The organism is Lentihominibacter faecis, from assembly GCF_014306095.1.
Classification (GTDB): domain Bacteria; phylum Bacillota; class Clostridia; order Peptostreptococcales; family Anaerovoracaceae; genus Lentihominibacter; species Lentihominibacter faecis.
In genome coordinates this window covers 12,692-35,865 of the sequence record NZ_JACRWC010000106.1, presented here as the reverse complement: position 1 = coordinate 35,865, position 23,174 = coordinate 12,692, and the positions used below count along the sequence as shown (strand labels likewise).

At 47.4% G+C, this 23,174-nt stretch carries 20 protein-coding genes and 2 pseudogenes; 2 read left to right on the top strand and 20 right to left on the bottom strand.

Annotated elements, in window-relative coordinates; all coding sequences use genetic code 11:
• The 15 genes and pseudogenes from H8876_RS08655 to H8876_RS08585 all read right to left on the bottom strand — a co-directional run.
• Positions 1–207: pseudogene (locus H8876_RS08655) on the bottom strand (hypothetical protein); the annotation flags it as partial.
• Between the two features lie 240 nt (positions 208–447).
• Positions 448–3,069 carry a pyruvate, phosphate dikinase gene (gene ppdK, locus H8876_RS08650; RefSeq protein ID WP_249287415.1) on the bottom strand — a complete coding sequence of 874 codons (2,622 nt, stop codon included), beginning with the start codon at positions 3,067–3,069 and terminating at the stop codon, positions 448–450.
• 54 nt (positions 3,070–3,123) lie between these two features.
• Positions 3,124–4,485: pseudogene (locus H8876_RS08645) on the bottom strand (glycine--tRNA ligase); the annotation flags it as partial.
• Positions 4,486–4,526: 41 nt separating this feature from the next.
• Positions 4,527–5,216 (bottom strand): DUF4342 domain-containing protein, encoded by a 690-nt coding sequence (locus tag H8876_RS08640; RefSeq protein WP_249287413.1) that lies wholly within the window; start codon positions 5,214–5,216, stop codon positions 4,527–4,529.
• A 23-nt stretch (positions 5,217–5,239) separates the two neighbouring features.
• A complete protein-coding gene (gene recO / locus H8876_RS08635; RefSeq protein WP_249287412.1) occupies positions 5,240–6,028 on the bottom strand; it encodes a DNA repair protein RecO in 789 nt (262 codons plus the stop codon).
• A gap of 10 nt (positions 6,029–6,038) precedes the next feature.
• Entirely contained in the window at positions 6,039–6,938 is a 900-nt protein-coding gene (era, locus tag H8876_RS08630; RefSeq protein ID WP_249287411.1) for a GTPase Era, read from the bottom strand.
• The gene (cdd, locus tag H8876_RS08625) at positions 6,935–7,360 is read right to left on the bottom strand and encodes a cytidine deaminase (RefSeq protein WP_249287410.1); all 426 of its coding nucleotides are present in this window, start codon (positions 7,358–7,360) and stop codon (positions 6,935–6,937) included. Before cdd ends, era begins: the two co-directional genes overlap by 4 nt.
• Positions 7,361–7,834, bottom strand: coding sequence for an rRNA maturation RNase YbeY (gene ybeY / locus H8876_RS08620; protein WP_249287409.1), 474 nt, complete (start codon positions 7,832–7,834; stop codon positions 7,361–7,363).
• Positions 7,835–7,838: 4 nt separating this feature from the next.
• Entirely contained in the window at positions 7,839–8,837 is a 999-nt protein-coding gene (locus H8876_RS08615) for a PhoH family protein (protein WP_249287408.1), read from the bottom strand.
• A 79-nt stretch (positions 8,838–8,916) separates the two neighbouring features.
• Positions 8,917–10,134 (bottom strand): sporulation protein YqfD, encoded by a 1,218-nt coding sequence (locus H8876_RS08610; RefSeq protein ID WP_249287407.1) that lies wholly within the window; start codon positions 10,132–10,134, stop codon positions 8,917–8,919.
• On the bottom strand, positions 10,061–10,354 hold the full coding sequence (locus tag H8876_RS08605) for a YabP/YqfC family sporulation protein (RefSeq protein ID WP_177265537.1): 294 nt from the start codon (positions 10,352–10,354) through the stop codon (positions 10,061–10,063). Before H8876_RS08605 ends, H8876_RS08610 begins: the two co-directional genes overlap by 74 nt.
• 46 nt (positions 10,355–10,400) lie before the next feature.
• A complete protein-coding gene (locus H8876_RS08600; RefSeq protein WP_249287406.1) occupies positions 10,401–11,978 on the bottom strand; it encodes an NAD(P)/FAD-dependent oxidoreductase in 1,578 nt (525 codons plus the stop codon).
• Between the two features lie 32 nt (positions 11,979–12,010).
• A complete protein-coding gene (locus H8876_RS08595) occupies positions 12,011–13,087 on the bottom strand; it encodes an NAD(P)/FAD-dependent oxidoreductase (RefSeq protein WP_249287405.1) in 1,077 nt (358 codons plus the stop codon).
• Complete coding sequence (locus H8876_RS08590) at positions 13,074–13,748, bottom strand: HdeD family acid-resistance protein (RefSeq protein ID WP_177265540.1); 675 nt, start codon at positions 13,746–13,748, stop codon at positions 13,074–13,076. The genes H8876_RS08595 and H8876_RS08590 overlap by 14 nt, the downstream gene beginning before the upstream one ends.
• A 19-nt stretch (positions 13,749–13,767) precedes the next feature.
• On the bottom strand, positions 13,768–13,941 hold the full coding sequence (locus H8876_RS08585) for a hypothetical protein (protein WP_249287404.1): 174 nt from the start codon (positions 13,939–13,941) through the stop codon (positions 13,768–13,770).
• 143 nt (positions 13,942–14,084) lie between these two features.
• Here H8876_RS08585 and dinB point away from each other — a divergent pair, with 143 nt between their 5' ends.
• Positions 14,085–15,323: a DNA polymerase IV gene (gene dinB, locus H8876_RS08580; RefSeq protein ID WP_249287403.1), complete on the top strand. Its 1,239-nt coding sequence runs from the start codon at positions 14,085–14,087 to the stop codon at positions 15,321–15,323.
• Positions 15,324–15,361: 38 nt separating this feature from the next.
• Here dinB and H8876_RS08575 read toward each other — a convergent pair whose 3' ends face one another.
• From H8876_RS08575 to H8876_RS08565, 3 genes are read right to left on the bottom strand one after another with little or no spacing between them, the layout of a single operon-like run.
• Positions 15,362–15,937, bottom strand: coding sequence for a CD3072 family TudS-related putative desulfidase (locus tag H8876_RS08575; protein WP_249287402.1), 576 nt, complete (start codon positions 15,935–15,937; stop codon positions 15,362–15,364).
• Between the two features lie 48 nt (positions 15,938–15,985).
• Positions 15,986–16,945: a 6-phosphofructokinase gene (gene pfkA / locus H8876_RS08570; protein ID WP_249287401.1), complete on the bottom strand. Its 960-nt coding sequence runs from the start codon at positions 16,943–16,945 to the stop codon at positions 15,986–15,988.
• A gap of 28 nt (positions 16,946–16,973) precedes the next feature.
• On the bottom strand, positions 16,974–20,540 hold the full coding sequence (locus tag H8876_RS08565) for a DNA polymerase III subunit alpha (RefSeq protein ID WP_249287400.1): 3,567 nt from the start codon (positions 20,538–20,540) through the stop codon (positions 16,974–16,976).
• 151 nt (positions 20,541–20,691) lie between these two features.
• Here H8876_RS08565 and H8876_RS08560 point away from each other — a divergent pair, with 151 nt between their 5' ends.
• A complete protein-coding gene (locus H8876_RS08560; protein ID WP_249287399.1) occupies positions 20,692–22,074 on the top strand; it encodes a L,D-transpeptidase family protein in 1,383 nt (460 codons plus the stop codon).
• Positions 22,075–22,181: 107 nt separating this feature from the next.
• Here the strand turns inward: H8876_RS08560 and H8876_RS08555 are convergent, their stop codons facing one another.
• A complete protein-coding gene (locus tag H8876_RS08555) occupies positions 22,182–22,670 on the bottom strand; it encodes a hypothetical protein (protein ID WP_249287398.1) in 489 nt (162 codons plus the stop codon).
• 17 nt (positions 22,671–22,687) lie between these two features.
• Entirely contained in the window at positions 22,688–23,161 is a 474-nt protein-coding gene (locus H8876_RS08550) for a cell wall hydrolase (RefSeq protein WP_249287397.1), read from the bottom strand.
• Between the last annotated feature and the right edge of the window lie 13 nt (positions 23,162–23,174).

Below are 23,174 nucleotides of genomic sequence, written 5' to 3'. Positions count from 1 at the left end.
ATGTAAATGAGATTCGATAAACCCCGGTATGAGAGATCGACCTTTCAAATCAATTTCCTTCGTTTTGGTGCTTCTGAATTTTTCAACTCCCTTCTGATTTCCAACATAAATTATTTTATTTCCTTTTACTGCAACTGCTTCTGCTATCCTGTTCTCTTTATCAACTGTTATAACAGAACCTCCTGAAATTATTAAATCTGCACTCATAAAAAAACCTCCTTTTTCGTTTGTTCTCTTTGTAATAAATATACTTTGCCAAGCTAAAAACAATTTTAAAAGAACATTAATAATATCTAAAAATTTGCATTTTTTTAAAAACTCAGATTTTATGGACGGGTTGATTACAGGATCATAAAAAAACAGCGCATCTGCCGAAAAAAGCAATTGCGCTGTTTCTTATTTCTTTGTTTTTTGCAACTAATCGTTAGCCTTTCAAAAGGTGGCTGCCTACTTCTGCTTAATTGCAGCCTGTGCCGCAGCCAGTCTTGCGATAGGTACACGGAACGGCGAGCAGGATACATACTGAAGTCCTACTGCGTTGCAGAATTCGATGGATTTCGGATCTCCGCCGTGTTCTCCGCAGATACCCAGCTTGATGGAAGGTCTTGTCTGCTTACCAAGTTCTACTGCCATCTTCACCAGCTTGCCTACGCCAACCTGGTCGATGCTCTGGAACGGATCGTCATCAAAGATTCCCTTTTCTCTGTATTCCTTGATGATCTTGCCAGTGTCATCTCTGGAAAATCCAAATGTCATCTGAGTCAGGTCGTTTGTACCGAAGGAGAAGAATTCAGCTTCTTCTGCGATTTCATCAGCAGTAAGGGCAGCTCTTGGAATTTCGATCATCGTACCGATCAGATAATCGAACTTCACGCCTTCTCTTTCCAGAACAGCTTCTACTGTCTTTACAACTGTAGCCTTAACGTCAGCCAGTTCTTTTCTCATGCCTACCAGCGGGATCATGATTTCCGGAATGATGTCCAGACCCTGTTCTTTTCTCACTTCGATAGCAGCCATGATGATTGCTTCTGCCTGCATTTCAGCGATTTCAGGATATGTAACAGCAAGACGGCATCCTCTGTGACCCAGCATCGGGTTGAACTCGTGGAGTTCCTGCGTCTTCTTAGCCAGTTTTTCATAAGGTACGCCGATCTGTTCGGACAGTGCCTTGATTTCTTCATCTGTATGCGGAAGGAATTCGTGGAGAGGTGGATCCAGCAGACGGATGGTTACCGGTCTGTCTCCCATTGCCTCGTAGATTCCCTTGAAGTCGCCCTTCTGATAAGGCAGCAGGAATTTCAAAGCTTCTCTTCTTTCTTCTTCGCTGTCAGCCAGGATCATTCTTCTTACAGCCGGGATTCTTTCTTCTTCGAAGAACATGTGCTCAGTTCTGCAAAGTCCGATACCTTCTGCGCCGAATTCTACAGCCTGCTTAGCATCTCTCGGGTTGTCAGCATTTGTTCTGATCTTCAGTGTTCTGATTTCATCAGCCCAGGACATGATTTCTGCAAAGTCTCCGGATAATTCAGGCGGTACAGTCTTGATCTGGCCCTTCAGAACGTCACCTGCAGTACCATCGAGGGAGATGTAATCTCCTTCCTTGAATACGTATTCGCCGATAGTCAGTTCCTTAGCTTCTTCGTCAACCTTGATCTCTGCACAACCGGATACGCAGCACTTACCCATACCTCTTGCTACTACAGCAGCGTGGGAAGTCATTCCGCCTCTGGCTGTCAGGATACCTTCTGCAGCAACCATACCAGCCAGGTCTTCCGGAGAAGTCTCCAGTCTTACCAGGATAGCCTTTGCACCGTTAGCTACAGCAGTTTCCGCATCGGATGCATTGAAATAGATCTGTCCTGTTGCAGCACCAGGGGAAGCCGGCAGACCCTTGGTCAGCTTTTCAGCTTCCTTCAGTTCTTCTGCATCGAACATCGGGTGAAGCAGCTGGTCGATCTGAGCCGGTTCAATACGCATAACAGCCGTTTCCTTGTCGATCAGACCTTCGCTCTGCATGTCAACTGCGATCTTAACAGCAGCCGGAGCAGTTCTCTTGCCGTTTCTTGTCTGCAGCATGAACAGTTTGTTTCTTTCTACTGTGAACTCCATGTCCTGCATGTCTGTGTAGTGCTTTTCGAGGAGTTCTGCGATTCTTGTGAATTCTGTATATACTTCCGGGAAAGCCTGAGCCATTTCAGCGATCGGCTGCGGAGTACGGATACCAGCAACAACGTCTTCGCCCTGTGCGTTTACCAGGAATTCACCGAAGATCGCTTTTTCACCGTTGACCGGGCTTCTTGTGAAGGCTACGCCTGTACCGGATGTTTCTCCCATGTTACCGAATACCATGGACTGTACATTTACTGCAGTACCGATGCTGTCCGGGATCTCATTGAGCTGTCTGTAAAGGATAGCTCTGTCATTGTTCCAGGAGCGGAATACAGCCATGATTGCTTCCATCAGCTGATCCTTTGGTTCCTGAGGGAAGTCTCTTCCCATTTCTTCCTTAACGAGAGCCTTGTATCCAACGATGATTTCCTTTAAGTCTTCTGTCGTCAGATCTACGTCGAACTCATAGCCATGTTCTTCTTTCTTTGCATCGAAGATCGCATCGAATTTAGTCTTTGCGATTTCCATTACAACGTCACCAAACATCTGGATGAATCTTCTGTAGCTGTCATATGCGAAACGCGGATTTTCTGTCAGTGCAGCCAGTCCTTCTACCGTCTGGTCGTTCAGACCCAGGTTCAGGATGGTGTCCATCATACCAGGCATGGAGATCTTAGCACCTGAACGAACAGAAACTAGCAGAGGGTTTTCTACATCGCCAAACTTCTTGCCAGTTGTATTTTCCAGCTCTTCCAGCTTTTCAAAGATAGATGCTACAATATCGTCACCGATCTTTTTCCCTTCATCATAGTATCTGTTGCAGGCCTCAGTCGTTACGGTAAAGCCAAATGGTACCGGCAGACCGATCTTGGTCATTTCCGCCAGGTTGGCTCCCTTTCCGCCGAGGAGGTCTTTCATGTCCTTAGAACCTTCGTTAAAGGAATACACAAATTTTTTCATTTTTACATACACTCCTTGCTTAAAACTATTAGAATACAATTTTTGCTCTATATATTCTTTCACCTGGTCTACAGGGATTCGAATCTGTTCCATCGTGTCTCTGTCACGGATCGTTACACAGTGGTCTGTTTCCGTGTCAAAGTCCACGCAGATGGAGAACGGTGTACCGATCTCATCTTCTCTTCTGTACCTCTTGCCGATAGATCCTGTCACATCGTAATCTACACTGAAGTGCTTCGTCAGTTCCTCATAGATCGGTTCTGCTACCGGTGCCAGCTTCTTGGCCAGCGGGAGTACCGCTGCTTTGTACGGCGCCAGAGCCGGGTGCAGACGCAGTACAGTTCTCACGTCTTCCTTACCCTTACTGTCTGTCAGGACTTCTTCATCATACGCATCCAGCAGGAAAGCCAGCAGCATACGCTCTACGCCCACTGATGGTTCGATACAGTACGGTACATATTTCTCATTGGTTTCCGGATCCATGTAGCTCATATCCTGTCCAGATGTGGTCTGATGCGCTTTCAGGTCATAGTCAGTTCTGGAAGCGATGCCCCACAGTTCTCCCCAGCCGAACGGGAAACGATATTCGATATCTGTCGTCGCATTGCTGTAGTGCGAAAGCTCTTCTGGTTCGTGATCTCTCAGTTTCAGGTTTTCCTCACTGAGCCCCAGCGACTTCAGGAAGTTAACAGCATAGTCTTTCCAGTATGCGAACCACTCCAGCTCCGTTCCCGGTTTGCAGAAAAATTCCAGCTCCATCTGTTCGAATTCTCTGGTACGGAAAATGAAGTTTCCCGGGGTGATTTCATTACGGAAGGATTTACCTACCTGTGCGATACCAAACGGGATCTTTTTTCTGGAAGTTCTCTGTACATTCTTAAAGTTTACGAAGATCCCCTGTGCTGTTTCCGGTCTAAGATAGATCTCAGACTGAGAATCTTCCGTAACACCCTGGAACGTCTTAAACATCAGGTTAAACTGACGGATACCGGTGAAATCAGCCTTGCCGCATTCCGGACACTTGATGCCCTTTTCCTGAATGTAGCTTTCCAGCTTTTCATTTGGCCATCCGTCTACTACGGGCTCTTCAACGCCTTCTGCTTCTTTCATATAATCTTCGATAAGCTTGTCGGCGCGAAATCTTGCTTTGCACTGCTTACAGTCAATCAGAGGATCGGAGAATCCGCCCACGTGACCCGAAGCCACCCAGGTCTGTGGATTCATGAGGATCGCTGCATCAAGACCTACATTGTACTTGGATTCCTGTACAAACTTCCTTCTCCAGGCATCTTTTACGTTGTTCTTGAATTCCACACCAAGCGGACCGTAGTCCCACGTATTGGCAAGCCCACCGTAAATTTCTGATCCCGGATAAATAAATCCGCGATTTTTCGCCAGGGCTGTCAATTTTTCCATTGTCACTTCTGTGCTCATACTTTTTACTCCATATAAATCGATTATTCTTTCTCAGCCGTTTCTTCCTGTTCCTCTGCAGTCTCGCCCGCACCTTCTGCTGTATTGGCTGCTTCACAAGGAGCATCTGTCTCATCTTCGTCTTCACCGTCAAGACGACTTTCCTCATAAAGTTCTTCTGCTGCATCAGCGACTTCTTCTCCGGCCTTCTTGATCCTGCTTACCGCTTCACCGGCTTTCTCAAGACCCTTCTGATACCAGGTCGTGCTGCGCTCTTTCACTTCTCCAGCAACCGTACTGCTCTTTTCTGCAACAGATCCCATAGCATCCGTTACAGCATCGCTTACATCTATGATAGTTCCATCTGTCTTGATGATCTCGATGGAGCATTTAAAACCAAATGCCGCTACCACTGCCACTACCGCAGCGATCGGTGCAATTACCACTCCCACAAGACCAGCATTAACAGGAACGTTGAGAACCAATTCTCCGTCTTTCTTGACCTGGATCTTCGATACATTACCCTTTTTAACGATCTCTTTCAGGCGCGAAAACAGTGCTTCTCCTTTTTTCCCGAAGCCTTTTTTCTTTTCTCCTGTATTGATGATTTCCTCAATAGCAATGATAGCATCTACCACACTGCCGTCGGTTTCTTCCAGAGCCTGCTTAGCTTCTGCGTACGTAACGCCTGTTCTATCTTTGACTAATTCGATTTTTTCTAACGTGATTTCCATCATTTCCCTCCTGTTACTATACCTCAGATCAGCTTTTCACTTTTCAGATCCGAAGCGTCTAAATGATATGCTGCATATTCTCGTATAAGTTTCTGCAGCAACCGACCGGTATCCTCTTTTAATGCAAGGTTTTTAAGATTCTTTAAGGAGTTGATCGTAAAATACTTCAATATGTTTACTATACCAAATTCAGGATCATAAATCAATGTATGCTGCTGTGAATTTTCTGTGCAAAAGCTCTTCTGTTCTGTTTTGTCCTGCTGATTCTGCATTTTTTCCCAGCATTCCTGGCACAAAATCCCGCCTTCCGGAATACTGAATTTATATGCTTCTTTTTTCTCCCCGCAATGGACACATCGATCTACCTGCGGAGCCACGCCCGCATACTTGAACAGCTTTATTTGATACCCCAGCACAAGGGTACCTATTCCTCTGTCCCTGCTCTCAAGAAGATCAAAAAAATCAAGCAGCAAATGAAAGATCCCCGGTGCCGGAACCCCTTCCGAGAGCACACGTTCGGTAAATTCCAGAACGTACGCCCCATTCATATACTTGTCCACGTTTTCTCCGATCGCATAGTAGCTTTTGATCACATCAGCACTGTTGATATTATAACTGGCTCGATTCTTAAAAAGCTCATATCTGCCGTAAGTAAAGGGACGCAGTGCCAGAGAACTCTTGCCTCTGCCTTTTTCCTGAATACTGGTTCCTGCACTGATTTTTCCGTATTTTTTCGAAAACAGCAGGATCATCCGGCGATTGTATGAAGTTTTGATCTGCCTGAGTACGATTCCTTCTGTATCCGTAAGCAATGCTTTTCACCTACTCCTTATACCCGAAATTGGAAAGTGCGATATCACTGTCTCTCCAGTTTTCTTTTACCTTCACCCACAGTTCCAGATAAACCTTGGTCCCCAGCAACACCTCGATTTCTTCCCGGGCACTTTTACCGATCCCCTTCAGTTTTCGACCACCTTTTCCGATGATCATTCCTTTATGAGATTTCTTTTCACAGTAAATCACAGCATGGATTTTCGTGATTTTTTCTTCCTCTTTGTACTGTTCGATCTCCACAGCCACTCCATGAGGCACCTCGTCCTGCAGATACATCAGTATCTTTTCCCTTATGATCTCACTGACCACAAACCGTTCCGGATGTTCTGTGATCATATCGTCCGGGAAGTACATCGGGCCTTCTTCCATGAATTGCGCCACTTCTTTGATCACGTTTTCTACGTGTGTCCCTTCCTTTGCAGAAACGCCTATGATCTCCTCAAAAAGACCGAGATCCTCATACTCCTTGTAGATTTCAGCGAATTCATCCGGCTGCATCTTGTCGATCTTGTTGATGACCAGGATCTTCGGCGTTACGACATCATCCAGCAGATCCACTATATATTTGTCTCCGGGACCATCTGAAAGTTTATCGTCTACAATAAAAATTATGGCGTCCACTTCTTTCAGTGTACCGATCGCCGCATCGGTCATATACGATCCCAGCTTCGTCCTCGGGCGATGGATCCCCGGCGTATCGATAAAAATCATCTGCAGATCTTCCGGAAGTTCATCATCGCTGTAATGGGTGTAAATGCCGCGGATCGCATTACGTGTCGTCTGCGGTTTTTCCGTCGTGATAGCGATCTTTTCCCCTAAAATCGCATTCAGAAGCGTGGACTTTCCTACATTAGGGCGACCAATAATGCCTACAAAACCTGTTTTCATGCATTCCCTCCTTCCAGCCGGAATCCTTCCGGCAAAAGCACGTTCAGCGGTCTGATATGCAGCTGCTGTGGATCATCCGCCGTGATAACGATGATCTGCGGTGCAAACTCGAACATGAACTGTCTGCAGATCCCGCAGGGAACCGCTTCACTGCCTGATCCATAAATGGCAATAGCCTCAAATTTTCGTTCTCCTTCTGAAATAGCCTTGACAAAAGCAGTCCGCTCCGCGCAGATCGTTGCTCCAAAAGATGAATTTTCGATATTCACTCCGGTATAAACTTTTCCACCCTTTGTCAGCAATGCCGCTCCCACCTTATAATGCGAAAACGGCGCATACGCCTTGTCACTGGCTGCTCTGGCAAGTTCAAAGAGAGATTTCGCCGTGTTGCGGTCAATTTCAGGAATGTTTTTCTGTTCCATCTATACGCTCCTTTTCAAATCTAAAGCATCCATGATGAGCTCTTCCTGCTGACGCATCTGAACCTTGTCCGACTCTTCCATATGATCGTATCCCAGAAGGTGCAGCACACTGTGGACAAACAGATAAACGATTTCACGCATCTGTGAATGACCATACTCCTCAGCCTGTTTCTGCGCCTGCTCCAGACAGATCACCACGTCTCCCAGCAGAATCTCCTCCTCTTCATCCTCCCAGTCTATCTCATTAAAATCCTCGATCATAGGGAAGGACAGTACATCGGTAGGACGATCCACCTGGCGATACATTTTGTTCAGCTGATGGATCTCTTCCATTGAAACAAAGGAGAGACTGATTTCGACTCGTTCGTCTGGAATCCCTTCTTCCTTCAGGCAGAGCACTGCCGCCTGCTCGAGCGTTCCCAGGAGCATTGCACCCTGCTGCGGGATACGTTCCTCGTCACATAATAATCTCATGGATCTATTCCTCGCCTTCTTCGTTTATCGGATGCTTCCGATAATAATCATCGTACGCCTTGATTACTTTCTTTACCAGCTGGTGGCGCACCACATCGACATCCTTCAGCTCACAAAACCGTATCTCCTCCACATCACGTAAAACGCGACGCGCTTCGATCAGTCCCGACTTTTTCCCTCTGGGCAGATCGATCTGAGTGACGTCACCTGTAACGACTACTCGGGATCCGAACCCCATACGAGTCAAAAACATCTTCATTTGCTCCGGTGTTGTATTCTGCGCTTCATCTAAAATGATAAAGGAGTTATCCAGCGTTCTGCCCCGCATATAGGCCAACGGAACGACTTCTATAACTTCCTTCTCCTTCAGACGCATTGCACTTTCCCGACCTAAAACATCATACAGCGCATCATACAGCGGGCGCAGATACGGATCCACCTTTTCCTGCAGATCCCCCGGCAAAAATCCCAGCCGTTCTCCCGCTTCCACCGCAGGTCTTGCCAGGATGATCTTCTGAACCTCTTTGTTCTTCAATGCATTGACCGCCATCGCCACCGCAATGTAAGTTTTCCCCGTTCCTGCCGGTCCGATCCCGAATACGATATCGTGATTCCTTATGCTCTCCACATAGATCTTCTGTCCCAGCGTTTTGGGGCGCAGCGGTTTTCCATCATGTGTAAAACAGATGATCCCTTTTTCTACATTTTCCTGTTTGTAGGATATTCCTTCATTGCTGAGATCTGCAATGTAGTTGATTTTTTGCTGATCCAATTTGCCTCCTTTTTCCAATACGCCCATCATTTCTTTCAGCAGATTTTCCGCTTTCTGTGAATTTTCACCTTTTAAAAGCAACTCGTTTCCCCGCTGAATGATATCCACTTTTAAATTCTTTTCTATGATTTCCAGATTTCGATCCAGTCCGCCAAACAATTCTCTGCGATCAATGCTGTCACTGACGGATAGACTGCGCAGACCAGAGGTCTCCCCTTCTCTTTTATCCAATCATGATCTCCTTTTTCTTACGGAAATTTCCGTTTTTTTACCTGCTTCTAGTATACCATATCCTGGGCATTTTCGAAAATTATTTCTTTTCACGTTCAGCATCTTCCTTTTTCATGTCTATTTTCTGTTCCACTCCGATGTCTCGCTCAACTTCCAGCAAAACGTCAGCCTTGATCAATCCGGGAGTTTCCGTATAAGTAACTTCCTGGTCCAGGATCCGCTCCCCTTCCCTTAAAGATTTTTTCTCATACTCCCGCAGGGCTGCTTTTACCGTTTTCTGCAAAGCCTCCGGCGTCCGTTCTTTTTCAGAAAGCGTCACTTCTTTTACCGTGACCAGATGAGCAGAAAATGGTAACAGATGGACAAAATCCAACAACTTGTGCTCCGTTCGTACCGAAGCCTCATATCCTCCCCATCCCTTAGTGGAATCAAAATCAAAATTTCCAAGATGAATAGCGATCCCGGTGAAATAACTCCCCGTTTCTATCTTCTGACGCCGCGTTTTCTCAAAATAGTATTCCAGGTGACACGGTACCTTGGCCATCACCTTCCCATGAGCGTGCTGGTACTGTGTGAATTCTTTGTCTCCACGGCTGTAATCCGTGCTGTGATACTTGTAACGCCCACTGATCAAAAGATCACCTTTGTTGACGTAATCCCCTTTCTGCACCTTTGCATTGCCCTGAAGCGGCAGGATCTTCTGAACCATCCCGGCCTGAGAAGCAACGATATCGACAGGAACATCCAATGCCTCTTCCTTATTTTCCATAGGATCCCCGCCTTCTGCCAGATCCACATGAAGAAGCCTTCCTTCTTCATAAAAGCTTACCCATGTAAGAGCATCATATGTGCTGTACAGCAGTTCCTTTGCTTCTCCATAATCACCCTGCTTTCGCGCTCCTTCAAACACACCGGCATCCTGCAATGTCTTACGGATCTCCGCTTCATCCAGACTCCGATATCCGTCCACCTGTATTTCAGCGATAAACATGCTCTGATAAAAAAGCAGAGTGCCTAAAAGAAAGGCACCCGCGACTGCTGCAATATTTCGTTTTACTCTTTGCAGAAGGGGTATTGCACCGCCTTCCTTCAGCACCGTCAGCTTACAGTTATGTCCTGCCAGCTGCATTAACCGCTTATAATCCTCTCCCTGTAATCTGACCGTGTAAGTGATATCGTTTTTCCAGCGAAGATCCTCCAGTGTGATCTTGTGTTTCAAGCATTTATTGAGGATCTTCTTCGGATCGACTCCTTCGATCTTTATCTTCCTGTAATGTTTTAAAAAACCGAATTTCATCCACTTCACCTGCTATGAGCATACGCTCTTCCTTCAGCTTCGTCACGACAAATCCATGCCCCGAAATGGACGTGCAGCGCCTGCCGTTGGATACCACCACCTGCCGATCTGTCATAACCAGCAGTTTTTTGACGTTATCCACCACAGTGGTCTCTCCTGTTACTAAAACTCTCGGCATATTCACAGCAAAGTCAAATAGAAGTTCTTCTCGTATTGTCATGGTCGCCTCCTGCAGCACGCATGGATTTTCTTCATGCAATCTTACGCTACAGTATATTCGGTTTCTCGGAAAATATCACTAAAGCTGCCTTTTCCGCCATACGGATCCCATCGACTGCGGCCGATACGATCCCTCCTGCATATCCAGGGCCTTCTCCAGCCGGGAAAAGGCCGCCTATGCTGCTCTGTCCTGATTCATCCCTCAGGATCCTGACCGGCGATGAACTCCTGGTCTCCACAGCTTTCACCACTGCTTCCGGAGCATCGAACCCACAAAGTTTTCGACCCAGATGCGGCATGGCTTCCACGATAGAATCCACTGCAAAATCCGGCAGGCTGTTTCGCACAGGATCGGTCATATCATCACGGAATTTTTCATATGTCGTCTCCGGTATACTACCGTTTCCCTGACGGTAAGCCAGCTTCTCATACTTTTTTTGGAAAGCGATCCCCGCCAGCGGATCTTCCGATCTAAAATCTTCTGTTTTCACATCGACTAAAAGCCCACTATTCGCATATGCACCATCTCTTGCGGATCCGCTCATACCATTGGTGACGGCAGTTTCAGGTTCCGAGCTGGAATCGATAATATCACCGCCCGGGCACATGCAGAAGGTATACACACCTCTGCCGTTTTCACACTTGTGATGCAGCTTGTATTCCGCAGGCCCCAGGATATCCGCAAGGCTTCCATCTCCATACTGCGCTTCATTGATGATTTTCTGTAAATGCTGGATCCGCACGCCGATAGAAAAGGGCTTCTGCTCCATGGCAGCTTCATGATCCCGCAGCATCTCGAAGGTGTCACGCGCGCTGTGACCCGTCGCCAGAATCAGACAGGATGTTGACAGTTCGTACAGTTCTGTGCTTTTATCTTCTTTTCGCTTTTGCACGATCACTTTTTCCACTTGCTGCAAAGTCCGCTCCCCCGCTTTATTTTCACCGGAAAGCTTTATGTCTTCCAGGCGGTTTCCAAAGCGGATCTCTCCACCAAGCATTTCGATTTTTCGGCGGATATTCTTTACGATCCCCTGCAGCTTGTCTGTCCCGATATGGGGTTTCTGTTTATATAAAATGCCGGGATCTGCACCAGCCTCCACAAATTCTTCCAGTACCTTGCCGATGCGGATATCCTTGATCCCAGTCGTCAGCTTTCCGTCGGAAAACGTTCCTGCACCGCCCTCTCCAAACTGAACATTCGATTCCGGATCGAGGATGCCGTCCTTCCAGAATTTCTGAACAGTCTTGATGCGCTGCTCCACCGGTTCTCCTCGTTCCAGGATAACAGGGTTAAGACCCATCTCCGCAAGGATGAGTCCTGCGAACATGCCTGCAGGACCGAATCCAACCACGACGGGACGCTCTTTTCCGGAACCGTCTGCAACAGGCACCTGATATTTTCTCTCCGCCGCTTCTTTCAGCGGAAGCTTCTGGCTGCAGGAAAACTCTAAAGTATACACTTTCTTTATATCCGGTTTTTTCCGTGCATCGACAGACTCTTTTATGATTTTCAGATCATGTATATCCAGATCCTTTTTCTTTATTTTTTTTCGTACAGCAGTCGGCAGTTCCTCTTGTGACTGCCTGATATCCAGCTTTATTTCACTTATCCTGTATCTCATCATGCTCCTGTTTTTTCATTTTCTGTTTTCTATATTCACAGCAATATTTCATTTAAATGCTGTGCCGCCCGGATACCAGTCTCCCAGGCATTCTGCAAATTGAAGCCTCCACATTTTCCTTGTACATCCAGGATTTCTCCCACCAGATAAAATCCCGGCACGATCCTGGACTCCATCGTCTGCATATCTATTTCATCCAGACGGATCCCGCCTGCCGTGCACTGTGCACTTTTCCAGCCCTTCACACCTCGCACCGGAAGTCTCCACGCCTTTATGTCCTCCAATGAGACTATTTGAGAAAGAGCATAGGACAAAATCCCGAACGAGCTTTTCCTGTGCAGCAGCTCTTTTTCTGAGAAATCCGGCGCCAGATCCAGTTCCAGATGATAACGCTGCAGGGATTCCCGCACCGAAGCGCCCTTTTCTGCTGTGATATGCATAGTCAGATTCATGACACAAATACCAGAAATGCCGTCTTCCGTAAACTGGATTTCTCCCGTTTCTTCCGCCAGCAGCCGGTCTTCTATGAACAGGCGTACCGTTCCCCTGGCTCGCACGCCTTTGATCTTCTGCAGATCTCCGCACTCGATCCCCGTCAGGATCGGATAGATCGTCGTGGTTTCATGACCCATACTGCGTGCCAGACCATATCCGTCTCCAGTAGTCCCCAGTGACGGAGCAGCCTTGCCTCCGACTGCCAGGATCACCTTCTTTGCAGAAAAGGATCGTTTCCCGCTAAAGATCTGAAAATGATCCACCTTTTTCTGGATCTTCGTCACACCGCAGTCCAGCACCACTTCTGTGCCTTTTTCCAAAGCAGCTTCTTCCAGCACCCGTGCCACATCTCGAGCCTGATTGGAATATGGATAATACCGTCCTTCTGCATCGTGATAGAGTTCCATTCCCAGTGATTTAAAAAAATCCAGGGTCAGATCGCAGTGTGCACAGGCAGTATTGGTGATATTGCACCGTCCTCCACCGGTCGCCATGATCTTACGCCCCAGAATTCCGTTTTTCTCAAGCAGCACAGTATGAAAATGTGAAGAAAGCGAAGCAGCCGCCGCAAGACCGGATGCTCCGCCTCCTATAATGCAGATATCATAATTTCGCATGAATATCTCCTATCACTGCATTGATTTCTTCTTCTCGCTTAGCCTGCAGACGTTCCTGTACTTTTTCTTCCGTCTCTTCTTCCGGCGTGATACGAACAGGCTCTCTCTTTCTCTTGTAGATCTTCACGTAAGCTTTTCTCTGATGCGGCATGTCGATACCCAGTTCAATGATATTGATTCCCTGCATCACCATGAAAAATCCCATCAGTACAACAGTGCTGAGAAACATGACCAGCGGATTGATAAAACCAAACAGCCCAACTACAACCGTCATAACGCCAGTGATCATAGTGATACGAAAGTTTTCCCGCTTTCTCTCCAGGTTGATATGAGTGGCCGCCTCGATACGCAGTATGCCGGATACCAGCACCCACATGCCAAACACCAGCGGGATCGCCGTGTCCGCAACCAGCTGATTGCAAAGAACCAGGATCCCCAGCAACAACGTGATCAGTGCATCGGTCAGGATCCACCCGTTGTTGTCACCCTTGTTGTTCAAGCCTCTTCCCATCATATACGCGCAGATGTGGATCAGACCATTCAGAACCATCACCAGTCCGATGACAAACGCGATCGCCAGGAATGTCTGTCCCGGGTTGATAAAACAAAAAATACCAGTCAGCAGCATAAGCACACCGCCTATGATCGTTAACATTCTCATTTAAAAAAACTCCTTCTAACTACCAGATATCATCAAATTCTTTTTCCTGAAAAGCATCTTTTTCTCTATGATTTCCTTCCATGCTCTGCTCTTCCTCCTGCTGCGGATCTTTCTCCGCCAGTTTCGCCAGGAGCACGCCAGCTCCCGTGATCAGAATCGCAGTCCGAAGTACTCTGTTTATTTTTCGAAACATAATTCCATCCTTCCTCTACGTTGACTACAGTATACCATAAAATACTGCAAAGAAAAAAGGAGATTATGTGTTTTCTCTCTTCCGAAAAATGGTATACTTATAGGAAGGATATATTCCAATAAATTTCTGCAAAGGAGGCGGCCATGGAGCTTACAAAAAACCGAGTGATACTGCACTGCGACATGAATGGATTCTTCGCATCCGTTGAACTCCTGGATTATCCGGAGCTTCGCGATAAACCCATGGCGGTATGCGGTGATCCGGAAGGCCGTCACGGTATTATCCTGGCGAAAAACGAGATTGCCAAACGGTACGGTATCGTAACAGCAGAAACTCTGTGGCAGGCCAGAAAAAAATGCCCGGATCTGCAAACAGTTCCGCCCCATCATAAGAAATATCAGCATTACAGCCGACTTATCAATGAAATCTATCTGCAGTACACCGATATGGTAGAGCCTTTCAGTGTGGACGAATCCTGGCTGGATGTGACCGCCAGTCAGAAACTGTTCGGCAATGGGAAGCAGATCGCCGATAAGATCCGCCATCAAGTCAAAAAAGAACTGGGACTTACTCTTTCTGCAGGGGTATCTTTTAATAAAATTTTTGCAAAAATGGGCAGCGATTACAAGAAACCCGATGCTACTACAGTTATTACACAGGAAAACTACAAAAATATTCTGTGGCCACTGGACATCCGCGATCTCTTTTTCGTAGGAAAAGCCACTGCAGACAAACTGCAGGGGATCGGCATCCACACCATCGGTCAGCTGGCAGAATCAGACCGCCACACCGTAACTGCCCTGCTGGGCAAACAGGGCAGCATTATCCACGACTATGCTAATGGTCTGGATCAGACCCCTGTCAGCCGGTTTGACGAAAGAGAAGATGTCAAGTCCATCGGAAACGGCTCCACATTCCGCCGCAATCTGGAGGGGATCCAGGATATCCGTACGGCTGTCATTGCTCTTTCTGACACGGTGGCAGTCCGCCTGCGCAAAAAGAAAAAGAAGGCCTTCGGTGTCAAAGTAGACATCAAAGATCCTTCTTTAAAAGTCATTTCCAGGCAGCAGCAGCTAGATAACCCTACCAATCTGGCAGAGAACATCGCAGATACCGCTGTCTCTATCATCGAAAAGTCCTGGAACCTGCGTCACCCCATCCGAATGCTTACTGTTACAGCCATCAATCTGTGCCCGGAAGATCAGGCTCAGCAGCTTTCCCTTTTTTCCAGCGAAAACATCCAGAACGAAACGGGCGAAAAAATGGAACGTACCATGGATGATATACGGAAAAAATTCGGCAGGAATGCCATCACATTCGGTCGCATCATCAAAAATGATATCGGATTGGAATCCATTAAAAGCCCTGAAGATTCCAAATAACCAGGCCGTTCCTTCTCAGAAGACGAGAGTACGTCTTTCTAAGCAATGGACTTGATGAATGCACGAAAATCGCTTATGATCTGCTCCATATCGGCAGATTCATCATCAAGTGCCAGTCCATAGAACGGAGGTACGTCCAGACCGCGTTCTTCGATGGCTTTTTTCAATTCTTCTATGTACACGCCTTCGCCTTCGATGATAGCATCGTTAAAGGAGAGGTCTACAGGACTTCCACCCCAGTTTTCATCCCACGCTGTAATGGTAACACCACACGTCGGGGAACCGTCGCATCCCAGCACGCCAACTACTTTATAGCCTTCTCTTCTGTATTCTTCCATGTAGTCCGCCTGACGCTCTGCAATCTCCCTGCATTGTCTGCGGAATCCTACGTTGTCATACAGATTCTTCGTGTGCCACCATCTCTGGATTCCGATATACAGCGTTTCCGGACAGTCCATCTGCTGGATCCCCAGATCGTTTTCATACAGTGTGTCGAAAACTTCTTTACACATTCCCGGATATCTTGCCAGTCCTTTTACTTTGTTGTTTGTATTCAGCAAACAACTGGATACAAAAATCACTTTTTTACTCCTGTTATCATCTCTTCTGTCCATTCCTAAACCTCCTCACATAAACATTATATTTTTATTTTCATCCATGTGTTATGCCAGCGTTTCCGCCAGATCATACAGCATCGGGTTGAACTCACGCTTCATCTGCAAAGCTTCTTCCAGTCCGCATGCACGAATCTCTCCCCCGGTGATGCCGATGGCCTTGCTTTCTTCATCATCGTAAAGCAGTTCTGCCGCCTTCGCACCCATCAGGCTGGCCAGGACCCTGTCCTGTCGGCTCGGTGTTCCTCCTCGCTGGATATGACCCGGCACCACTGCACGGGTCTCCTGTCCCGTCCGTTCTTCTATGATATCCCGCAGCTCAGCCGTGCTGACCGGTACGCCCTCTGCCTTGATGATAATGCTGTGGCGCTTGCCCGACTGCTGTCCTCGCAGGATCCGTCTGCAGGCACGATTGATATCCAGTTCGATTTCCGGGATCAGAATATCGTCCGCTCCACCGGCAAGCCCCGCGTGAAGAGCGATATCTCCGCAATGACGTCCCATAACTTCTATGATACTGGTTCTTTCGTGAGCTGATGACGTATCACGTATGTTGGAAATCATAGCCAGAACCGTATTTACCGCTGTATCAAATCCAATCGTGTAATCCGTATACGCCAGGTCATTATCTATCGTTCCCGGAATACCCATCACGTGAACGCCTCTCCGGGAAAGCTCCATTCCGCCTCGAAAAGAGCCATCTCCTCCTATCACCACAACACCCTCTATTCCGAATGTATCCAGAACAGAAACAGCACGTTCCTGTCCCTCTTCTGTCCGAAACCGTTCGCTCCTTGCTGTTCGCAGGATCGTACCGCCCCTCTGCAGTATGTCCCCAACCGAATGCCACTGCATTTTTTCAATATTTCCATCCAGAAGCCCTTCGAATCCGCGATCGATCGCATAAACCTCCATTCCCATAGAGAGCCCCTTTCGCACAGTCGCCCGAACCGCTGCGTTCATGCCCGATGCATCTCCGCCACTGGTCAATATTCCGATCCTCTTCATAAGCAAACTACCTCCTTTTTACCGGTTGTTATCCTTTATAATTTTCTGCGCCGACAAGATCTGTGATCTTCTGCTGAAAATCGTGATCCGGAACCACCCACAGACTTTCATCCGTCCGGAATGATCCACCTTCCGGCAGATATATGATTGTCTGACATTCACCGGGATGACTTCTCATCACCTGCCGGATCTGCTCCAATATCTCATCCTTATCCACACCTTGCGGAAGCTTGATCTTGATCAGTCCCTGAGGCTGCCGTGCAGCCTTTGCAGAAAGCCGGCCGCTGCCAAACTTCTCCGGCATATCCTTTGCAGAATCCTCCGGTATGGCATCCTTAAGCTCTCTCAGATCCACGATGTTCTCTGCCAGCAGCTTCGGCATCTCGCCCTCTTTGAAATTGATGCTGCCGGTGACAGATATAATAGCGTCCTCCTGTAAAATGCTGCTGTACCGATCGTAAATATTGGGAAATACCACGATCTCCACCGCGCCATACAAATCTTCTATATTCAAAAACGCCATCATCTTGTTGTTCTTTGTGATCAATGTTTTTTTGCCGGTGATAATTCCTGCCATGACTGCCTGCATCCCGTCACGCACAAAACTATGCTGGCTCCCGTTTTCTTCACTGTCCAGAACATCTGCCAGATCCTGCGCTGTAACAGTCGTCATCTTTGCGATCCGCTCCTCAAACTCCCGCAGCGGATGATCCGTCAGATACACACCCAGCATTTCCTTTTCCTGAGCCAGAAGAACTGACTTTTCAAAATTCTTAACTGCCGGCAGCCGGTTGACTACATTGCTCTCCTCCATGGTATCCGCCGCCAGCTGAAACAGAGAAAGCTGTCCTTCGATGTTCTTCTTCGCACTTGACTGAGCCGACTCGATCAGGCTTTCATAGATGCCGATATGAGCCGCTCTATTAGGATCGAAACAATCCAGTGCACCAGCTTTTATCAGGCTTTCGATTGCCTTTTTATTGATCTTATGAACGTCAAGATTCTCAATAAAGCGGAAAATATCACCCGGGATCCCTTTCGTTTCACGAGCCTCGATGATAGCATCGATGACCCCGTCTCCCACGTTTTTCACACCGGAAAGCCCGAACCGTATCTTTCCATCTGTAACAGAAAATTTCTTATCGCTTTCATTCACATCAGGAGGCAGTACCTGGATCCCCATCTCCTGGCAGTTTCTCATGTATTTTGATATCGAATTGGCATCCCCAGTCACACTGGTCATCAGAGCTGCCATGAATTCTGCCGGATAATGGACCTTCAGATAGCCGGTCTCATAAGCCAGCACCGCATATGCCGCCGCATGTGACTTGTTGAATGCGTATTCCGCGAAGCTTACCATCTGGTTGAAGATCTCCTCTGCGGCATCTTCCGGCACACCGTTTCTCACACATCCTGCGATCTCCACATTGCCGTCATCATCGGTCTTGCCATGAATAAAGTACTCTTTTTCCTCCAGCATAACGTCCATCTTTTTCTTACTCATGGCACGGCGCACCAGATCGGAACGTCCATAGGAATAACCGCCCAGATCGCGCACGATCTGCATGACCTGCTCCTGGTACACCAGACAGCCATAGGTAACAGATAATATCGGTTCCAGACTCTTATGGATATAAGCGATATTATGCGGATGCTTCTTGTTTTCTATATATGTTGGAATAGACGCCATCGGTCCCGGACGGTACAGGGAGATCCCGGCGACGATATCTTCAAAGCAGTCCGGCTTCAAATTCTTCATAAACTGAGTCATGCCGCCGCTTTCCAGCTGAAAGATCCCTTCCGTATTGCCTTTCGCGATAATTTCATATACCTTCGGATCATCGTATTCCATCCTGGAAAAATCGATTTTGACCCCGTGATCCTTTTCGATCATCGCAAGCGCATCTCTTATGATCGTCAGGTTTCTCAGCCCCAGAAAGTCCATTTTCAACAGTCCCAGCTCTTCGATCGTCGTCATATTGAACTGAGTGGACAGCCCTTTATCCGCAAGATACAGTGGCACGTATTCATCGATACTGTCCCTGGATATCACCACGCCGGCTGCGTGCGTTGACGCATGGCGCGGCATACCTTCGATGGCTCTTGCCATGTCTATGACCTTTCGGGTCGTTTCATCGCCTTCGTATTTCGCTTTCAGTTCCGGGCTCATTTCCAGAGCTTTATCGATGGTCATTTTTAATGCAAAGGGAATCGCTTTCGCGATGGCATCGGTCTCCGGATAGCTGACATTGAGTACACGCCCGACATCTCTTACAGCCTGCTTGGCCTTCATCGTACCAAATGTGATGATCTGAGAGACCTTATCCTCTCCGTATTTTCGCGTTACATAGTCAATGACTTCGCCGCGCCGTTCATAGCAGAAATCGATATCGATATCCGGCATGCTGACACGTTCCGGATTGAGAAACCGCTCAAAGATCAGCCCATATTTGATCGGATCGATATCGGTGATACGCAATGTATATGCTACGATGCTTCCCGCCGCGGAGCCTCGCCCCGGCCCTACCATGATATGATTTTCCTTAGCGTAATTGATAAAGTCCCAGACGATGAGGAAGTATTCCACATAGCCCATATTTTCAATGGTGGATAACTCGTAATTCAGTCGCTCCTGCAGATCTGCAAGGGCTTCCCCTTCTGTCTCCGGATAACGTTCTACCAGTCCCTTCTCACAGAGCTTCCGAAGGTATTCAGGTTTGGTCAGTCCCTCCGGAGCCTGGAAATCCGGCAGATGCAGTTCGCCAAATGTGAAGGTCACGTCACACTGCTGGGCGATTTTTTCCGTGTTATCGCACGCCTCCGGAATAGATGCGAAGATCTTACGCATTTCATCCTCAGATTTGAGATAGAACTGATCGTTGGAAAACCGCATGCGATTCTCTTCATCCACCGTCGTTCCCATCTGGATACACATCAGGATATCCTGTGCCACCGCATCTTCCTGACGCACATAATGAGAGTCGTTGGTCGCGACAAACGGAATCCCGGTTTCTGCATGAAGCCGCTTCATATCCGGCAAAATGCGCGCTTCTTCCTCCAGCCCCTGATCCTGCAGTTCAAGGTAAAAATTACCCTCGCCGAAGATATCCAGCATTTCCAGTGCTTCTTTCTTAGCGCCTTCGTAATCGCCGTTTAACAATCTATGAGGGATCTCTCCCGCCAGACATGCCGATAAAGCGATCAGTCCTTCATGATACTGCCTGAGTACATTCTTATCGATCCGCGGCTTGTAGTAAAAGCCATGGCGGTATCCTTCCGAAACGATCTTCATCAGATTTTTATATCCCTGATTGTTCTTTGCCAGCAATACCAGGTGCCCCATCCTCTTATCCCGTTCAGCATCTTTGTCGAACAAGGTACGGGCAGCTGTATAGACCTCGCAGCCGATCACAGGGCGAATGCCCTGTTTTTTACATTCCCTGTAAAAATCGATGACCCCGAACATAACGCCGTGGTCTGTGATAGCCAGCGACGTCATGCCCAGTTCCTTTGCACGCGCCACCAGATCTCCGATCCGGGCAGCACCGTCCAGCAAACTGTATTCTGTATGTACATGTAAATGTGTAAATGCCATATAAAACCTCTTTTAGTATTCTACTAATATTTTATCATACTCTGCGATAAAATTATATGACGAACTTTTTGAACAATTTTTCTATTGTATAATTCTGACGAATCAAGTAGAATAAAAGAGATTATGGACAGGATCCAGAGAAGGAGACATTATGAAAAAAACCCTTATTATTATCACCGCAGTCATCGCATGCATCATCGTCGCGATAGCCGGGCTGATTCTCGCATATACCAGATCTTCCGACTACACTGCTGATCATCTGCCGCAGAAAACCTCGATCAATGGAGTCGACTGCTCTAATCTTACTTACGATGAAGCTTTCAGTCAGCTCTCTGATGAGTGGAACAAGAAAACTCTGACCGTAGTAGGAAGTCTTAACGACAAATTGGCAGAGTTTACACATTTTGACTGTACATATGACATTGCCGGTCAGATACGCTCCATAAAAGAAAAGCATCTCCTGACCGCAGCCATGAGCCATTATCTTCGCACACCGTTTTCCGTGAAGATCCCCATGACAATCAAAACCTGCGGCGATTCCTTCAAGGAACAGGTGATGAACTCTGAATTCCTCAACAATCCAAACGCGAAAGCCAGTACAGATGCTTACGTCGATTTGTCGGATCCGGATTTTCCGATCATTCCTGAAAAAATGGGAACAGCCATTGATAAGGATCGGTTCTTCCAGGCAATGCTGGAGCAGATCCAGTCCGGAAATCTTCAGATGATCTATGATGAAAAAAAATACAACGATATACCGAAGGTAACATCTGATGACGAAAATCTTATCAAATATCAGGAATTCTGCAAAAAATATCTTGGACAAAAAATAGATTATGAACTGGGAGAGGATTCTTTCACCGTTTCAGTAGAAGAATTGAGCACTATGTTTGACAGCAGCCTTTCCGGGAAAGCAAGCACTGAAGGTGTGAAGGAGTATGTAAAACAACTGGCAGAAAAATATAACACGGTAGGAATCGAACGTACTTTTGAAACCCTGGCCGGAAAAAAGATCACTGTAAAGGGCGGTACATACGGATGGAAGATCGATCAGGAAAAAGAAGCCGAACAGCTTACAAAAGACCTGGAATCTCATAAAGATGTGAAGCGCGAACCGATCTATTCCAAAAAAGGCTACGGCACATATTCCCGCCTTCTCGGCAACACCTATGCCGACGTAGACTTCAGCAGACAGGAAGTACGCTTTTATCGCGACGGTGTCTTGAAATTCTCCTGCAGCGTCGTAACAGGAAATCAGGCGCGTGGCGACGCTACGCCGACAGGGACATACTTTATCATGAACAAACTGCGAAACGTGATTCTCAAAGGCGACGACTATGAGTCGCCGGTATCCTACTGGATGGGTATTACTCCGACAGGGATCGGCTTCCACGATGCCAGCTGGAGAAGCAGCTTCGGCGGCAGTATCTGGAGAACCAACGGAAGCCATGGCTGCGTCAATATGCCTACCGGGCGGATCCCTGAATTTTACAGACAGGCTGAAGTCGGCATGCCGGTCGTAATGCACTACTAAAACCTGAAACCCTGTAAACTGCAAAACTGCATCGGATCGAGGATCTTCAAAATTCCTCGCCCCGATGCAGTTTTTTCATGCTTTTTTTCTGCTGCAAAGCCTCCGCGCTACTCCGAAGACAGCATGCTCCTGACGTTCTTATAATACACATACATACTCTTGATCCCGTAAATATCCAGGATCCGTATATTTCCTGTCAGATAATCCTGCAGGATGACGTAATTGATCCCGACGCCAATCAGATATCCTTCAAACTCCTCCATGGTATTGGATCCCACCAGCTGCGACACCTTGACGTAACGTCCGATCTGAGTACGGAAGATCCCATTGAGATACTGCACGGCATTGTAATCCAGGAGCTCGTTGTATTCCGGCAGAAGAAGCGGATTCGCCGGGACCTGAAACGTTGGACTGTTGGGAATGATCTGCGGATAGGAACCGCTCTGCTGCATCCCGAAGTTCCCGGAACCGCCGGTCGATATCGCCGCCCCTGCCGAACCCGGCAGCACCGCTTCTGCAGGAATCTGCTCCGTTCCCATGATTTCAGTCATATCTTCCCGGGCAATCATTTCTGCCCCTTGTTCCTGTGTTGCCATAAAACCACCTTTCTGACTCATGTAGCTGCATAATAGGAAGTCGGAATATAAAAGCAGTGATCCCCGACACGATTGTGGATGACTCCAACACGGGTCGGGAAGTAGATCGGACAGATACTGCTGTAGGGATTATGAAAAAAGAGAGAATGATCTACTCCTGCCAGCCTGCCTCCTGCAATAGCCCAGTCGGCAATCGCATAATGTTCCTCCAGAGGTATCATGTTATAAACATTCTGTGGATTGTAAACGCCTCCAACACTGGTTTTCATACATGTAAACTGACCAGGCTGCTCGATCACACTGCGAATATCTCCTCCACCGTTGATCCGGGCAAATTCCCCATAATTGATCGTTGCTCTGTTCATAACGACTGTAGCGACGCCCATCATACCATCCGTTCCTTCACCACCCGCCTCACACTGAATGAGCCGTGCAAAAAGCTCTCTCGTATCCATTGCTTCTGCTCCGCCTTTCCCTGTTTTCTTTCTCATACTATGCAGTGGT

What these genes read in the sequence shown, in the direction of transcription:
- ppdK (WP_249287415.1), bottom strand. Translation starts at nt 3,069, where the DNA reads ATGAAAAAATTTGTGTATTCCTTTAACGAAGGTTCTAAGGACATGAAA.
- H8876_RS08640 (WP_249287413.1), bottom strand. Translation starts at nt 5,216, where the DNA reads ATGGAAATCACGTTAGAAAAAATCGAATTAGTCAAAGATAGAACAGGC.
- era (WP_249287411.1), bottom strand. Translation starts at nt 6,938, where the DNA reads ATGAAAACAGGTTTTGTAGGCATTATTGGTCGCCCTAATGTAGGAAAG.
- cdd (WP_249287410.1), bottom strand. Translation starts at nt 7,360, where the DNA reads ATGGAACAGAAAAACATTCCTGAAATTGACCGCAACACGGCGAAATCT.
- ybeY (WP_249287409.1), bottom strand. Translation starts at nt 7,834, where the DNA reads ATGAGATTATTATGTGACGAGGAACGTATCCCGCAGCAGGGTGCAATG.
- H8876_RS08610 (WP_249287407.1), bottom strand. Translation starts at nt 10,134, where the DNA reads ATGAAATTCGGTTTTTTAAAACATTACAGGAAGATAAAGATCGAAGGA.
- H8876_RS08605 (WP_177265537.1), bottom strand. Translation starts at nt 10,354, where the DNA reads ATGACAATACGAGAAGAACTTCTATTTGACTTTGCTGTGAATATGCCG.
- H8876_RS08600 (WP_249287406.1), bottom strand. Translation starts at nt 11,978, where the DNA reads ATGATGAGATACAGGATAAGTGAAATAAAGCTGGATATCAGGCAGTCA.
- H8876_RS08595 (WP_249287405.1), bottom strand. Translation starts at nt 13,087, where the DNA reads ATGCGAAATTATGATATCTGCATTATAGGAGGCGGAGCATCCGGTCTT.
- H8876_RS08590 (WP_177265540.1), bottom strand. Translation starts at nt 13,748, where the DNA reads ATGAGAATGTTAACGATCATAGGCGGTGTGCTTATGCTGCTGACTGGT.
- H8876_RS08585 (WP_249287404.1), bottom strand. Translation starts at nt 13,941, where the DNA reads ATGTTTCGAAAAATAAACAGAGTACTTCGGACTGCGATTCTGATCACG.
- dinB (WP_249287403.1), top strand. Translation starts at nt 14,085, where the DNA reads ATGGAGCTTACAAAAAACCGAGTGATACTGCACTGCGACATGAATGGA.
- H8876_RS08575 (WP_249287402.1), bottom strand. Translation starts at nt 15,937, where the DNA reads ATGGACAGAAGAGATGATAACAGGAGTAAAAAAGTGATTTTTGTATCC.
- pfkA (WP_249287401.1), bottom strand. Translation starts at nt 16,945, where the DNA reads ATGAAGAGGATCGGAATATTGACCAGTGGCGGAGATGCATCGGGCATG.
- H8876_RS08565 (WP_249287400.1), bottom strand. Translation starts at nt 20,540, where the DNA reads ATGGCATTTACACATTTACATGTACATACAGAATACAGTTTGCTGGAC.
- H8876_RS08560 (WP_249287399.1), top strand. Translation starts at nt 20,692, where the DNA reads ATGAAAAAAACCCTTATTATTATCACCGCAGTCATCGCATGCATCATC.
- H8876_RS08555 (WP_249287398.1), bottom strand. Translation starts at nt 22,670, where the DNA reads ATGGCAACACAGGAACAAGGGGCAGAAATGATTGCCCGGGAAGATATG.
- H8876_RS08550 (WP_249287397.1), bottom strand. Translation starts at nt 23,161, where the DNA reads ATGAGAAAGAAAACAGGGAAAGGCGGAGCAGAAGCAATGGATACGAGA.